The sequence below is a fragment of the Paenarthrobacter nicotinovorans genome, assembly GCF_021919345.1.
Taxonomy (GTDB): domain Bacteria; phylum Actinomycetota; class Actinomycetes; order Actinomycetales; family Micrococcaceae; genus Arthrobacter; species Arthrobacter nicotinovorans.
The window spans coordinates 1,452,967-1,467,304 of sequence record NZ_CP089293.1; the positions used below are offsets into that span (position 1 = coordinate 1,452,967).

Consider the following 14,338-nt stretch of genomic DNA (forward strand, 5'->3'; position numbering starts at 1 on the left):
AGTAAGGAGCCGGCCGTGCTGGTTTTGCTTGGATTCGCAATGATTGCGGTATTCATGGTCCTGATCATGACCAAAAAATTGACGCCCGTCCTGGCGCTGATCATCGTCCCCACCGTCTTCGGCCTTTTCGCCGGGGCAGGCCTCGGTATCGGTCCCATGGTCATGGATTCCATGAAGTCCATGACGTCCACGGCGGCGCTGCTGATGTTCGCCATCATCTACTTCGGCCTCATGATCGACGTCGGACTCTTTGACCCCCTGGTGAAGTTCATCCTCCGCAAGCTGGGCAACGACCCCGCCAAGGTTGTCCTCGGCACCGCCATCCTGGCCGCCGCAGTGTCCCTCGATGGGGACGGCTCCACCACCTTCATCCTTACTACCGCCGCCATGCTCCCCGTGTACCTGCGCCTCAAGATGAGCCCCGTGGTCCTTACCTGTGTGGCAGGCCTGGCCAACGGCACCATGAACATCCTGCCCTGGGGCGGCCCCACCGCACGTGCTGCCACAGCCCTGAAGCTCGACGTCAACGACGTCTTCGTCCCCATGGTCCCGTCCCTGATCGTCGGCCTGATCGTCGTGCTGGTCTTCTCCTGGCTGCTCGGTCTGCAGGAACGCAACCGCCTCCGCACCACGGCCCCCGAAATCTGGGGCGACGTCGCTGATCCGTCCGAAGCGTTCGACGGCGGCACTTCACGCGGTGGCGCACTCGCCGCAGCTTCCGGCACGGGCTCCGGATCGGGTTCGGGCAAGGGCCGCTTCGGCTTCGGCCGCACCGCAGGCAAGCCCGGCACCGGCGGAGGTTCCGGCGTCGCCGTTCTTGAACGTCCCGAAACCCTGGTGGACGACCACGACACCGCCATGGCCGACACGGCCCTGGACCCCAACCGCACCACGCTGCGTCCCAAGCTGTTCTGGTTCAACCTGGGCCTCACGGTTGCCGTCATGGTGACCCTGGTTGCCAACATCGTTCCGCTGCCCTTCGTCTTCATGGTCGGCTCAGCCATCGCCCTGCTGGTGAACTTCCCCAAGGTCAAGGACCAGGGCGCGCAGCTGATTGCGCACGCGCCGTCAATCGTCGCCGTGGTCAGCATGGTCATGGCAGCCGCTGTCCTGACCGGCGTGCTGAACGGCACGGGCATGGTCAAGGCAATGTCCGAATGGCTGGTCCAGATCATCCCCGCGGACATGGGCCCGTTCATGGCAGTCATCACCGGCCTGCTGAGCATCCCGATGACCTTCTTCATGAGCAACGACGCCTTCTACTTCGGAGTCCTGCCGGTCCTGAGCGAAACCGCAGCCCACTACGGAGTCGGCGCCGCCGACATGGCGCGTGCTTCCATCACGGGCCAGCCGTTCCACCTGCAGAGCCCCCTGGTTCCGGCCATCCTCCTGCTGGTATCACTGGCCAAGGTCGACCTGGGCGACCACCACAAGAAGGTGCTCTGGCGCACCGCGGTCATCTCGATCGTCATGCTGGCCGTCGGTGTCCTGACCGGAGCGATCGGCATCGGCTGACCGCCCGCAGGCGCCGCGAGCTTCGACTACAAGCTGCGGCACCGCCGAATACGCCGCTGTAAATGATCAGCCTGCCGGGTTTGTTGCCTGGCAGGTCTGGTCATTTGCCGTTTGGCTCGGAATGCTTCCCTCCGCCGGGGCCGGGACCGGCTTGTCGCCCGAGGCAAAGTCCTCGCCTGCGTAGAGCTGGACGCCCTCAATGCCGGCGGCCTGCTGGACGCTGGTAGCCGGAAGTCCGAACATGGCGGCGATGTCGGTTGCGACGTCGTCGAAACCGGCCTGGTAGTAAATCATCGTTTGGGTTTGTGGCTGGGCCTGCAGCCGGGTTGTCTTGGTGTAGCCGGCGGCGGCCAGCGTCGCGGCGATGGCATTGCTCCGGCCCGTCACGGAAGTGCCGTTGGCAACGGAAACCGGCTGGAGTGCTTTGTCGAAGGAAGGTTTGGCGGGCGGGCTGGAAGGCTCAGCCGTAGGGGCCGCACCCTGGCTGAGGTCGGCGCTCTGCCGGAGGGCGGAGAAAAGTTGCGACGCCGCCGGCTCCGCCAAGGCCAGCCGGTTGGGGTCGGACGGCGCGGGCACAGTAGGTACGGTGATGAAGTTGACCTTTGCGGGGTCGATGTTCTTGAGCCGGTCCGCGATGGTCAGCAGTGCCGGAACGGAGGACAAACCGGTGTCCACTGTGAGGTTGCTGGTCATCGTGTCAGCGATATCCAGCACTTTTTGCGGGTTGGTCAGTGTGCCTTCGGATTTGAGCTTGCGCACCAGCGAGCCAAGGAAGGCCTGCTGGGCCTGGATGCGGCCCAAGTCCCCGCCGTCGGCGAAAGCATGCCGGGTGCGCAGGAACGCCAGGGCCTGGTCGCCTTCCACCTGGGAAGTTCCCTTGGGAAGCCGCAGTCCGGAATCGGGATCGTAGACATCCGAGTTGACGCATACATCCACGCCTCCCACCTTGGTGGAGAGTTCCTTGACGGCATTGAAGTCCGCCATCATGAAGTGGTCGATTTCCAGGCCCGTGAGCTTGTTGACGGTATCCACGGCGCAGCCAATGCCGGCTTCGGCCATGGCGCTGTTGATCATCGCGTCCTCACGGGCACCATGCTGCTGCTTGGTGGCCTGGTCCTGGCATTCAGGAACATCCACCATGAGGTCGCGGGGAAAGCTGATGACATTGACGTTGTTGTTGTCTGCCGAAATATCCACCAGCATCATGACGTCCGATTGACCGTAGCCCGAAGACTGGTCCGCCGTACCGTACTGGCTGTTCTTGCCGCTGCGGGTGTCGCTGCCCAGGACCAGGATCTGGAGCCGGTCCTTGCGGTCATCAACCGGGCCCTCGGTGCGGGCGCCTCCGGCTCCCAGCGCACTCGTGGAGATGTTGGACTGCAACCGCCACAACCAATAGCCGCCGAAGCACAGCACACCGAGGAGGACTGCGGCTATCACCAGGACGCCGAGCCGCAGCCAGCGGCGACGTTTACGGGTGGGCGAACCGAGGCTGCCGTCAACCAGGTTTCCCTGCCCGGGGTAGGCAGCAAGAGCTGGGTCGGAGCGGTTGGGGTCGGGACTTTCGTGACGACCTTGCACAGGGCCGGCCTTTCCTTGGGGGTCAGAAGCGGCTCATATTACTGAGCCATTCTGGGAATTTCCCCCATCGGCCAACCGCTCAGGCGGTGGGAATATCATGGGCTGGTGCCGCCACTTGAACTCCTTGGCAGTGCCTGGCGAATCGACTGGGCAGCCGTCGCAATGATCAGCACGTTTGGCGTGCTCTACGGCCTGGGGATCAGGGCCGCCACCAGGAACGGCCATAGATGGCCCCTCTGGCGGGCGGCTGCGTTCTACGGTCCCGGCCTGGGATCCATGGCTGTCCTTTGCTGCGGATTCACCGGGGTCTACAGTGCCGATCTTCGCTGGGCATTTACCCTCAAAGTCTCCTTGCTCCTTTTTGTCGTCCCACTGTTGCTGGGGCTGGGCCGGCCGATCACGCTGGCCCGTGCGGCACTGCCAGACACGGGCACAGCGGTGCTGAACGCAGTGCTGGCCCACCGCGTTGTGCGCTTCTTCAGCAACTCGCTGGCCGCCCCGCTGATCGGATTGGCGCTTTTCTCCACCTTCCTGACACCGGCCTTCCATGCGCTGCGTGCCGATCCGTTGGCCGAAACCCTGCTGACCGTCTGCATTCCCTTGCTGGGCCTCCTGATGGCCCTGCCCATCATCGAAGAAGCGGATTTCCAGCGCTCCAGCGCGTACATCACCCTGGAGTTCGTGTTCGTTTTCATTGAGCTTCTGGCAGATGCCGTGCCGGGTATCCTGCTGCGTCTCAACGGCCAGGTCCTGGACCACGTCATGACAACCCAGGCCATGGCGGGGTGGTTCCCGGACCCGCTACGCGACCAGCAACTGGCGGGGGATGTCCTCTGGTTCATCTGCGAAATCGTCGATCTGCCACTTATCATCCTCATGTTCATCCGTTTCTCCAGGAGCGACAAACGTGAGGCGCGCGGTTTCGATGAACTGACGGACGCGCAACTGGAGGAGCTGAACGCGCAGCACCTGAACCGGCGCTGAAGCCGGTGCACAGCCAAGTAGACTGGTTCGGAAAACCATTTGAACTTTGCAGGGGAGATCCATGGCTGCGATCAACCGTGACGACGTCGCGCATCTTGCGCGTCTGGCTCACATTGAAATGAGTGCCGAAGAACTGGACAGGATGGCTGTTGAGCTTGCTGTCATCGTGGATTCGGTAAAGAGCGTGAGCGAGGCTGCCGGGGACGATGTTCCGGCGACATCGCACCCGATTCCGTTGACCAACGTGTTCCGTGAGGACGTCGTGGGTCACACATTCACGGCCGAACAGGCGCTGTCCGGCGCTCCGGATGCTTTCGAGAACCGTTTCAAGGTCCCGGCAATCCTGGATGAGGACTAATCACTATGACTGAGCTGAAGAACGAACTCATCCGCCACTCCGCTGCCGACCTCGCAGCCAAGCTGGCCGCCCGCGAAGTTTCCGCCGTCGAGGTGACGCAGGCGCACCTCGACCGCATTGCCGACGTCGACGGTCAGGTTAATGCGTTCCTGCACGTTAACAGCGAAGAGGCTTTGGCCGTTGCCGCCGACGTCGACGCTGCCCGCGCTGCCGGCGGTGCCGCTGCCGAGGAACTGCACGCCCTTGCCGGCGTGCCGATCGCGGTCAAGGACCTCATTGTCACCATTGGCCAGCCGACCACCGCTGGTTCGAAGATCCTTGAGGGCTGGCACAGCCCGTATGACGCCACTGTGGTGAAGAAGCTTCGCGCGGCCAGGATGCCCATCCTGGGCAAGACCAACCTGGATGAGTTCGCCATGGGTTCCTCCACGGAGCACTCTGCGTTCGGACCCACCCGCAACCCGTGGGACCTGGACCGCATCCCCGGCGGTTCGGGCGGTGGCTCCGCGGCCGCCGTCGCCGCTTTCGAAGCGCCCCTGGCGCTCGGCACGGACACCGGTGGTTCTATCCGCCAGCCCGGTGCCGTCACTGGAACCGTCGGCGTCAAGCCCACCTACGGCGCTGTTTCCCGCTACGGTGCCATCGCCATGGCGTCCTCGCTGGACCAGATCGGCCCGGTGTCCCGTACCGTGCTTGACTCGGCCCTGCTCCAGGAAGTCATTGGCGGTCACGACCCCTTCGACTCCACGTCCCTGACCGATCCGTTCAACAACCTGGTTGCCGCCGCCCGCGTGGGCAACGTCGCCGGGATGAGGATCGGCATCGTCAAAGAGCTGCACGGCGAGGGCTACCAGGCCGGCGTCGAGAACCGTTTCAACGAGTCGCTCCAGATCCTCAAGGACGCCGGTGCGGAAATCGTCGAGGTTTCCTGCCCCAACCTGAAGTACGCCCTGGGTGCCTACTACCTGATCATGCCGTCCGAGGTCTCCAGCAACCTGGCCAAGTTCGACGGCGTCCGCTTCGGCTTGCGAGTCCTGCCCAAGGACGGTCCGATGACCATCGAACGCGTGATGGGTGCCACCAGGGCTGCCGGCTTCGGCGATGAGGTCAAGCGCCGCATCATCCTGGGAACCTATGCGCTGAGCGCCGGTTACTACGACGCCTACTACGGTTCCGCGCAGAAGGTCCGCACCCTGATCCAGCGTGACTTCGACGCCGCTTTTGCCCAGGCCGATGTCCTGATCTCCCCGACGGCGCCCACCACGGCGTTCAAGCTGGGGGAGAAGCTTGATGATCCCTTGGCCATGTACCTGAACGACGTCGCCACGATTCCCGCGAACCTCGCCGGTATCCCCGGCCTGTCCCTGCCGGGTGGCCTGGCTGATGAGGACGGCCTGCCCGTCGGCATCCAGCTGCTGGCTCCGGCCCGCGAAGATGCCCGTCTGTACCGCGTGGGTGCGGTCCTCGAGTCCATCCTTGAAGAGAAGTGGGGCGGCCCGATTCTGGCGCAGGCGCCGGAACTGAAAAGTGCTGCCCTTGGCGCAACGTCCAACACCGCCGGAGGTTCCAACTAATGTCCGTCGACGCAACCCTGAGCTTCGAAGAAGCCATGGAGAAGTACGATCCCGTCCTGGGGTTCGAGGTCCACGTGGAACTCAACACCAAGACCAAGATGTTCTCCTCGGCACCCAACGTCTTCGGTGACGAGCCGAACACCAACGTCAACGAAGTTGACCTCGGCATGCCCGGCGTTCTTCCGGTGGTCAACAAGGCCGCTGTGGAGTCCTCCATCAAAATCGGCCTTGCCCTGAACTGCAAAATCGCCGAGTCCTGCCGCTTCGCCCGGAAGAACTACTTCTACCCGGACACCCCCAAGAACTTCCAGACCTCGCAGTACGATGAGCCGATCGCCTATGACGGTTACCTCGACATCGAGCTGGAGGACGGCACGGTCTTCCGCGTGGAGATCGAACGCGCCCACATGGAAGAGGACGCCGGCAAGCTGACCCACATGGGTGGCGCTGCGGGCCGTATCCAGGGAGCCGACTACTCCTTGGTGGACTACAACCGCTCCGGTGTGCCGCTGGTGGAAATCGTCACCAAGCCGATCGAGGGTGCCGGCAGCCGCGCCCCTGAACTGGCCAAGGCCTACGTCGCGGCCGTCCGCGAGATCGTGAAGAACCTCGGCGTCTCCGATGCCAAGATGGAGCGCGGCAACGTCCGTTGCGATGCCAACGTCTCGCTGCGGCCGCATGGCCGTGAACGCTTCGGCATCCGTTCGGAAACCAAGAACGTCAACTCCCTGCGCGCCGTCGAGCACGCCGTACGTTATGAAATCCAGCGCCACGCCGCGGTCCTTGAGTCCGGTGAACCGGTCATCCAGGAGACGCGCCACTGGCACGAGGACACGCGTTCGACGACGTCGGGCCGGCCCAAGTCCGACGCTGACGATTACCGCTACTTCCCGGAGCCGGACCTGGTTCCCGTCGTCGCTTCCCGCGAGTGGGTTGAGGAATTGCGCGCCACCCTTCCCGAGCCGCCTGCTGAGCGTCGCAAGCGCCTCAAGGAAGCCTGGGGCTACTCGGATCTGGAGTTCCGCGATGTCGTGAACGCCGGGGTCATGGACTCGATCGAGGAAACCATTGCCGCCGGCGCATCTGCCGATGTTGCCCGCAAGTGGTGGATGGGTGAGATCGTCGGCCGCGCCAAGGTGGCCGACGTCGATCCTTCCGAGCTCGGCGTCACGCCGCAGGTCATCGTCGAGCTGAACAAGCTCGTCGAGGGCGGCAAGATCAACAACAAGATGGCCACGCAGGTCCTGGACGGCGTCCTTGCCGGCGAAGGAACTCCGGCGGAGATCGTTGAAAAGCGCGGCTTGGCGGTCGTGTCCGACGACGGTCCCCTCCTGGAAGCCATCGACGCCGCCCTGGCGGCACAGCCTGACGTCGCGGAGAAGATCCGTGGTGGCAAGATCCAGGCCATCGGCGCGATTGTTGGCGGCGTCATGAAGGCCACCCGTGGCCAGGCAGACGCAGGCCGTGTCCGCGAGCTGATCCTGGAGAAGCTCGGCGTCGAGGGCTAGACGCCTGTATTTCCCTACAAAGCAGGCCGCAGTTGATGCTGCGGCCTGCTTTGTTTTGGGCGCACAATGGATGCATGGCCACTCTCAAACCGGGCCTTCGGAAGGCCCTTCGTGCCGGCGGAATCGCTGTCACCTTGACCTGCGCCGGAGGCGCTGCCGTGTGGGCCGGCACTCAGAGCCCTTCAGGGACGCAGGGACCTTCAGCCACGCCAAGTTCCTCTGCTTCCGCCAAGCCTTCCCAGGCGGCCCCATCCCAGGCGGCCCGGGGCCAGGCCATTCATGGCGAACACGTCGTCAAGCAGCCGGACGGGAGCTACCGCACCGTCCTCACCCAGGCCGGAACCATTGATTCGGTGAGTGGCTCCGACATCACGGTGAAGAGCGAAGACGGCTTCACCCAGGGGTATGCGATCACCACCGACACAAGGATCGCCAAGATTCCCGCCGACGTGTCGCAGCTCCGCAACGGCAATGGCAACGGCAATGGCAACGGCAAGAGCAAGCCTGCATTGCCGTCGGTGACGGCTGCCGAGCTGAAAGCCGGTGACAAGGTCCACATCAGCGGCATCAAGGACGGCGGCACCGTGACCGCAACAAAGATCGTCGCCGGTGAGCTGCCGGCCGGCATCAAGGGTGGGCACGGCCTCATGGGTGGGCACGGCCTCATGGGCGGGCACCGCGGGCACGGACCCAGGCAGGCTACAGAGCTACGGTCCTGAAGCCGAGGTTCGCGCTGGCCGAGTCCGGTGTGTTTGAGCTTCGTGCGGCCAGGCGGTAGCGGTTGCAATAGGAGTCGTGGCAGAGGTACGAGCCGCCCCGCATCACCTTGCCCCGGCCGATGGTAGGCCCTTGCGGGTTCTCCACCGTTCCTTGTGCCAGGCACGTTTTGTAGTACTTGGGCAGGAACCAGTCGCTGCACCATTCCCACACGTTCCCGCTGGTTTGGTAGAGACCGTAGCCGTTGGGGGCAAAGGACCGCGCGGGGGCTGTGGTGAGATAGCCGTCGTCGAGGTCGTTGCGGGCCGGGAAGTCGCCTTGCCAGATGTTGCAATGGTGGGCCGCCTGTCCCGGCGCGTCACTGTGCAGTTCGTTGCCCCAGGGGTAGCGCTGCCCGGACAGTCCTCCGCGGGCTGCGTACTCCCATTCGGCTTCGGTGGGCAGCCGGCGGCCGGCCCATCCGCAGTAGGCGAGGGCATCGTTGTGCGACACATGGGTCACCGGGTGGTCCGCTGCTTCGCTCCAGTGGGAAAGCGGACCGGCAGGGTGGGCCCAGTCGGCTCCGCGGACATTCAGCCACCACGGGACGTTTCCGACGCTGTTGAGTATGTCCTTCCTGTCCGCTTTGACAGCCAAGTGGAACACGGCCGATGTCCCGAAGATCTCCGACTCGGTGCGGTATCCGGTGGCATCGATGAATGCCGCGAATTCCTGGTTGGTGACGGTTGTGGCGCTGATCCTGAAAGCAGGAAGCCGAACCTGGTGCACCGGGGACTCGCCGTCGGCCTCATAGCCTTCTCCGAACGGGTCGCCCATGGCGAAAGTCCCCGCCAAAATCTGGACGTCGCCGCCCGTGGCCGCGGGGGTGGAAGGCTTCCCATGCCCGGATATCCCGACGCCGGTGTCCGCGCCGGTGCCGCCACTCGCCTGGGACAGGGGCAAAGACAGCTTGGGCGTCGAATGATCCCTGGCACCCGGGCCCGGGGCACAACAATCTGCCACACCGATCTCCTTTGTTCCACGCGGCTTTGTTCCACGCGGCTTTGTTCCACGCGGCGCGGGCTTCCCGCCGGGCGCCCCGTTCAACACATCCTACTGGCACCTGCCCGCCGTCGAAAATGATGAAAGCTGATTTCTGCGAGCAGTTTCGATCATGATCTTGCAAAAAGCGACAAGCGTCACTTATGGTTTGTTAAACGGTTAACGAGCGTGGCTTGAATCACATTGATGGCTTTCGCTCAACACTTGAGGAGACAGCATGAACTCGACGACGGAACAGGCTCCGGCATTGCCCGAAGCTCGCCGAGTCCCCGCCCGGGCAGGTGGAAAGACCGCCGGAGCCGGTGCGAAGAAGCGGAAAAGAAACAAGGTCCCGCAGCAGAGCTTCCGGTCCCGGCTGAGGCGGGACAAACAGATGCTGCTCATGATGGTCCCGGGAGTGCTCTTCCTTCTGCTCTTCTTCTACATCCCCATCCTTGGCAACGTCATCGCCTTCCAGGACTACCAGCCATACCTCGGCATCGGTGACAGCCTCTGGGTCGGCTGGCAGAACTTCGTGGACCTGTTCGGCAACCCCGACTTCATCCACGCCTTCTGGAACACCCTGTACCTGGCGGCCTGGCAGTTGGTCTTCCTCTTCCCGGTGCCGCTGGTACTGGCCCTGATTGTGGATTCGCTCGTTAGCACGCGGGTCCGGAAGGTTTTCCAAAGCATCGCGTACCTCCCGCACTTCCTGTCCTGGGTACTGGTTATCGCGTTCTTCCAGCAGATGCTGGGCGGGGCCGGCTTCGTCAACAACCTGCTCCGTGACTGGGGCATGGAGCCCATTCCCTTCATGACCAACCCGGAGACCTTCCCCGTGATGGTCGTGGTCCAGATGATCTGGAAGGACGCCGGCTGGGCAATGATCATCTTCCTCGCAGCCCTGGCCAGCATCGATGCCTCGCTGTATGAAGCCGCCGCCGCCGACGGTGCCGGCAGGTGGCGGAGGATGTGGCACATTACCCTCCCCGGCCTGCGCCCCGTGATCGTGCTGCTCCTCATCCTGCGCATCGGCGACATCCTCTCGGTCGGATTCGAGCAGTTCATCCTGCAACGGGACGCCGTCGGAGCCGGCGCGGCCGAGGTCCTGGACACCTTCACCTACTACACCGGCGTAGTGGGTGGCGGGTGGAGCTCGGGTGCTGCTGCCGGCTTGGCCAAGGGCGTTGTCAGTGCCCTGCTGATCTACGGAGCCAACAAACTTGCCCACCGCTTTGGCGAAGACGGAATCTTCGCAAAACAAGCGCGCTGAAAGTCATGCCAGCCCGCGGGGCTGCCGCACAAGGAGAATTTCATGGCAACACCATTGTTTAGCAAGAAACCCCGGGAACTGACGTACAACCCCAAGCGCCCGGTGTGGAAAGAAAAGCCATCTGCGCTGTACCAAACGGTCAAGGCAGTGGTCCTGGTCGTGTTCAGCTTGTCCATCCTCACTCCCATCCTGCTGGTGGTCTCAACGTCCCTGGCCGATACGGAGCAGTTGGTCAAGGCAGGAGGCTTCGTCTTGTGGCCTGAACGCCCCACGCTGGAGGCCTACGCCACCATCTTCAAGGGCCCCATGGTCCTGCAATCCCTTGGGGTCAGCGTGCTGATCACCGCGGTCGGCACCATTCTGGCGCTGTTCGTGACCATCACCATGGCCTATGCCACCAGCCGTTCGGTCCTCTTCGGCAGGCCCGTCATCCTGGCAGTGCTCTTCACGCTGCTCTTCGCACCGGGACTGATCCCGTCGTTCCTGATGATCCGTCAACTCGGACTGCTGGACTCCCTGTGGTCGCTGATCCTTCCAGGCATCTTTGGAGCCTTCAACTTTGTGGTGATGCGCTCGTTCTTCATGAACATTCCGGGTGAACTGATCGAAAGTGCCAGGATCGACGGCGCCAACGACTGGCAAATCCTGTGGCGCATCGTGATGCCGCTCTCCAAAGCCGTGATCGCCGTCGTCGGCCTCTTTTACGCGGTGGGCTTCTGGAACTCATTCTTCAACGCACTCCTCTACATCAACGACCACAGCAAATGGCCAATCCAGCTGTTGCTCCGCAACTTCGTGGTCCAAGGGAGCGGGGCGGCCGACCAGCTCGGCATCACTACAACCCCTCCGCCGCAGTCCATCCAAATGGCAGTGGTGGTCGTAGCCCTGGTTCCCATCCTGATGGTCTACCCGTTCCTCCAAAAGCACTTTGCCAAGGGCGTCATCACCGGCGCCGTCAAGGGCTAACCCGCACCCGCGGAGTCCGAAAGAACTGAAACCCACACCATGAAGCAAATAACCAGAAAGGGTTATGCCATGACGAGCACTTCCTCACAGGCTGGATTCAGCCGCCGCGGTTTCCTTGGCCTAGCGGGCCTGGCCGTGACCGCAGCAGGATTGTCCGCCTGCGGTGGCGGCGGAGCCGGCGGCAACGGAGGCGCCGCTGCCTCCGCTTCGGTCAAGTTGCCCACCTACAAGGAATTCACCGGCGTCACCCCGGACATCGCCGGCAACGCCAAGGGCCTGCAGTCCGGTTACTTCAAGCTGCCCACAGCCGTGCAGTCCGTGAAGACGCCGCCGCTCAAGGGCAAGGTCACCGGCTTGACCGAAACCTTCGACACCATGAGCCCCGGTCTGAAGGACAATCCTTTCTGGCAGCGGCTCAACACCAAGCTCGGCGGCGACCTGGAACTGCAGATCGCCGAAGACATCGGAGACGGCTACCCTGCGAAGTTCGCTACCGTCCTAGCCAGCAATGATCTCCCGGACATGATGTGGGTTCCGCCGAACCAGGGCATTCCCAACGTCGGCCCCATGCTTGAAGCCAAGTTCCAGGACCTGACGCCGTACCTCTCCGGCGACGCCGTCCTCGAGTACCCCAACCTGGCCGCACTGAAGCCCGATTCCTGGAAGACCGCCGTCGTGAACGGCAAGATCTGGGGAGCGCCCATCCCGAGCACCCCGTTCGGACAGGTATACGTAGGCAATCACGATGTCTGGTCGAAAGTGGGCGGCTTTGAAGCGGCCAATGCCGATGAATTCCTGGACAAAGCCAAGGAATTGACACGTCCGGGGGACCAGCAATACGCCCTGGAACCGGCCTACATCAACGCCCTCCACATGGTGACTGAGTGGTTCGGCGCCCCGAACAGCTGGGCGGTCAACAAGGACCGCACCCTGACGCACCTGTACGAGACCGACGAATACCTGGCCGGCGTCGAGTTCACCGCCAAAATGTTCGCAGCAGGTGTCTTCTACCCGGACTCCAAGGCCACTGATATCCGTTCCCGCGTGGCCAACGGCAGCGTGGCGGCGCAGGTTGTCGTGGGTCCACACGACATCCGCAGCTACCGTGCGCTGAACAAGGACGTACAGTTCGACATCCTGATCCCCTTCAGCGCCGACGGCAAGGTCAAGCCTGTCTATGACATGGGCTATGGCACGGTTGGATTCACCCCGTTCAAGAAGGCCGACGAAGGCAGGATCCGCGAACTGCTGGCACTCATCAACTACCTGTCGGCACCCTTCGGCACCGTCGAGTACATGCAGAAGAACTTCGGCGAGCTCGGCCAGGACTACACCATCGATGCCGCCGGCAACCCGGTCCGCACGGAAACCGGGACCACCAACGCACCCGGCCTGGTGTCGGCGTTGAACATCATGTCCAGCCCGGAAAACGTCATCTTCAACCCCGGATTCGACGACGACACCCGCTACGTCAGCCAGCAGGAGGAGAAACTCCTCGAGTTCGCTTGGCGCAACCCCACCAACGGTTCCTACTCGGACACCAACGCCAAGGTGGGTGCCAAGATCACCAAGCAGCTGCGCGACAAAGTGGTGGACATCATCACAGGCCGGGCGAAGATCGACGAGCTCAAGGACGCGGTCAAGCGCTGGAAGAGCGAAGGCGGGGACAAGATGCGCGATGAGTACCAGGCCGCGTTGGACCCCAACGCGCCAGTCTTCCGAAGCTAGGCCGCTTCAGGAGCTAGCCTCGACACAGAATGGCGTGACCAGAGATCAGCGAACAATCAGGGGGAACCATGGCAAAAGCGAGCAGCACCGGAGTAAGGCCCACCATTCGAATGGTGGCCGAACTGGCCGGCGTCTCCACCGCCACGGTGTCCTATGTGTTGTCAGGGCGGCGCGGTGACGGCGGACCAGGCGTTTCGGATCCGACGGCGGAAAAGGTCAAGGCTGCTGCCGAGCGGCTCGGCTACCGCCCCAACCAGGCGGCCCGGGCCATCCGGACGGGCCGCACGAACACCGTGATCCTGTCGCTGACCATGCTCTCCGATCCTTGGTCGTTGTCCGTCATCGAAGCCGTGCAGAAGGCCGCGGTCCCGCTGGGAATCACGCCGATGATCCTCGGCGATGCTGACTGGGTCAAAGTACTCGGCACGCACAACGCAGACGCGGTGTTCGTCGATGCTGTCCGCGAGAACCAGCGCGATGACCTGCGCAAACTCGCGGAACGCGGGACCACCCTGGTGGTTTTCGACGAGGTTCTGGAAGCGGACGGCTTCGATGTCATCCGTTCCATTGCCGGCCCCGGCTGCCGGATGGCCGTGGAGCACCTGCTCCACGGCCACCGGCAGATCGCTTGCCTGACTCCGGCAATGGCGGCGGGCACCTCCGGCGGATCGCGGTACCGGGCCTACTCGGAAGCCTTGGCCTCGGCCGGCATCCCGGAGCGGCAGGACTATGTGGGGCTCTTCGATGGGACCACAGCCAGTGCCTATGCCGCTGCCACCCGGCTCCTCAGCCTGCCGGACCGTCCCACCGCCATCTACGCCACCACGGACTACGCGGCGGTCAGTGCCATCAATGCAGCACAGCGCCTGGGGCTCGGGGTCGGCGTGGATGTGGACATCATCGGTGTCGGCAACACAGTGGAGGGTGAGCGGATGTCGCCCTCGCTCAGCACCGTTGGTCCCGTGGACTTCTTCGACAAGCTCGCCCGGCGGCTCTTGAAGCGTGCTGCCAGCCACGGCGAACACGACGAGCCCGCCGTCCTCGACTTCCCCTGGCATCTGTTCGTCCGCGAATCGGCGCCCCACCGCAGCACCGCCACCAGACTTTACTAAGA

The 14,338-nt window shown here is 63.5% G+C and carries 12 protein-coding genes; 10 read left to right on the plus strand and 2 right to left on the minus strand.

What is annotated here, in order from left to right; translation table 11 throughout:
- The first annotated feature begins 15 nt into the window (after positions 1 to 15).
- A complete protein-coding gene (locus tag JMY29_RS06775; RefSeq protein WP_055975027.1) occupies positions 16 to 1,515 on the plus strand; it encodes a CitMHS family transporter in 1,500 nt (499 codons plus the stop codon).
- A gap of 66 nt (positions 1,516 to 1,581) precedes the next feature.
- Here JMY29_RS06775 and JMY29_RS06780 read toward each other — a convergent pair whose 3' ends face one another.
- Entirely contained in the window at positions 1,582 to 3,096 is a 1,515-nt protein-coding gene (locus JMY29_RS06780) for an LCP family protein (RefSeq protein WP_189075843.1), read from the minus strand.
- 105 nt (positions 3,097 to 3,201) lie between these two features.
- Here JMY29_RS06780 and JMY29_RS06785 point away from each other — a divergent pair, with 105 nt between their 5' ends.
- The 5 genes from JMY29_RS06785 (at position 3,202) to JMY29_RS06805 (ending at position 8,239) form a co-directional block, all read left to right on the plus strand.
- Positions 3,202 to 4,080, plus strand: coding sequence for a cytochrome c oxidase assembly protein (locus JMY29_RS06785; RefSeq protein WP_079581036.1), 879 nt, complete (start codon positions 3,202 to 3,204; stop codon positions 4,078 to 4,080).
- A gap of 61 nt (positions 4,081 to 4,141) precedes the next feature.
- On the plus strand, positions 4,142 to 4,438 hold the full coding sequence (gene gatC, locus JMY29_RS06790) for an Asp-tRNA(Asn)/Glu-tRNA(Gln) amidotransferase subunit GatC (protein WP_018777425.1): 297 nt from the start codon (positions 4,142 to 4,144) through the stop codon (positions 4,436 to 4,438).
- A 5-nt stretch (positions 4,439 to 4,443) separates the two neighbouring features.
- Entirely contained in the window at positions 4,444 to 6,012 is a 1,569-nt protein-coding gene (gene gatA / locus JMY29_RS06795) for an Asp-tRNA(Asn)/Glu-tRNA(Gln) amidotransferase subunit GatA (RefSeq protein WP_064721852.1), read from the plus strand.
- Entirely contained in the window at positions 6,012 to 7,520 is a 1,509-nt protein-coding gene (gene gatB, locus JMY29_RS06800; protein WP_018777427.1) for an Asp-tRNA(Asn)/Glu-tRNA(Gln) amidotransferase subunit GatB, read from the plus strand. Before gatA ends, gatB begins: the two co-directional genes overlap by 1 nt.
- 74 nt (positions 7,521 to 7,594) lie before the next feature.
- A complete protein-coding gene (locus JMY29_RS06805; protein ID WP_189075842.1) occupies positions 7,595 to 8,239 on the plus strand; it encodes a DUF5666 domain-containing protein in 645 nt (214 codons plus the stop codon).
- Here the strand turns inward: JMY29_RS06805 and JMY29_RS06810 are convergent.
- Positions 8,220 to 9,239, minus strand: a complete 1,020-nt coding sequence (locus JMY29_RS06810; RefSeq protein WP_189075841.1) for a formylglycine-generating enzyme family protein — start codon at positions 9,237 to 9,239, stop codon at positions 8,220 to 8,222. The two genes, JMY29_RS06805 and JMY29_RS06810, sit on opposite strands and share 20 nt — an antisense overlap.
- A 256-nt stretch (positions 9,240 to 9,495) precedes the next feature.
- On the opposite strand from JMY29_RS06810, the gene JMY29_RS06815 reads away from it, so the two are divergent.
- The 4 genes from JMY29_RS06815 to JMY29_RS06830 all read left to right on the plus strand — a co-directional run bounded on the left by JMY29_RS06815 (position 9,496) and on the right by JMY29_RS06830 (position 14,336).
- Entirely contained in the window at positions 9,496 to 10,530 is a 1,035-nt protein-coding gene (locus JMY29_RS06815; protein WP_055975042.1) for an ABC transporter permease, read from the plus strand.
- 42 nt (positions 10,531 to 10,572) lie between these two features.
- Positions 10,573 to 11,496, plus strand: coding sequence for a carbohydrate ABC transporter permease (locus JMY29_RS06820; RefSeq protein WP_018777431.1), 924 nt, complete (start codon positions 10,573 to 10,575; stop codon positions 11,494 to 11,496).
- Between the two features lie 69 nt (positions 11,497 to 11,565).
- Entirely contained in the window at positions 11,566 to 13,224 is a 1,659-nt protein-coding gene (locus JMY29_RS06825; protein WP_055975045.1) for a type 2 periplasmic-binding domain-containing protein, read from the plus strand.
- Positions 13,225 to 13,292: 68 nt separating this feature from the next.
- Entirely contained in the window at positions 13,293 to 14,336 is a 1,044-nt protein-coding gene (locus tag JMY29_RS06830) for a LacI family DNA-binding transcriptional regulator (protein WP_189075840.1), read from the plus strand.
- Positions 14,337 to 14,338 lie beyond the last annotated feature (2 nt).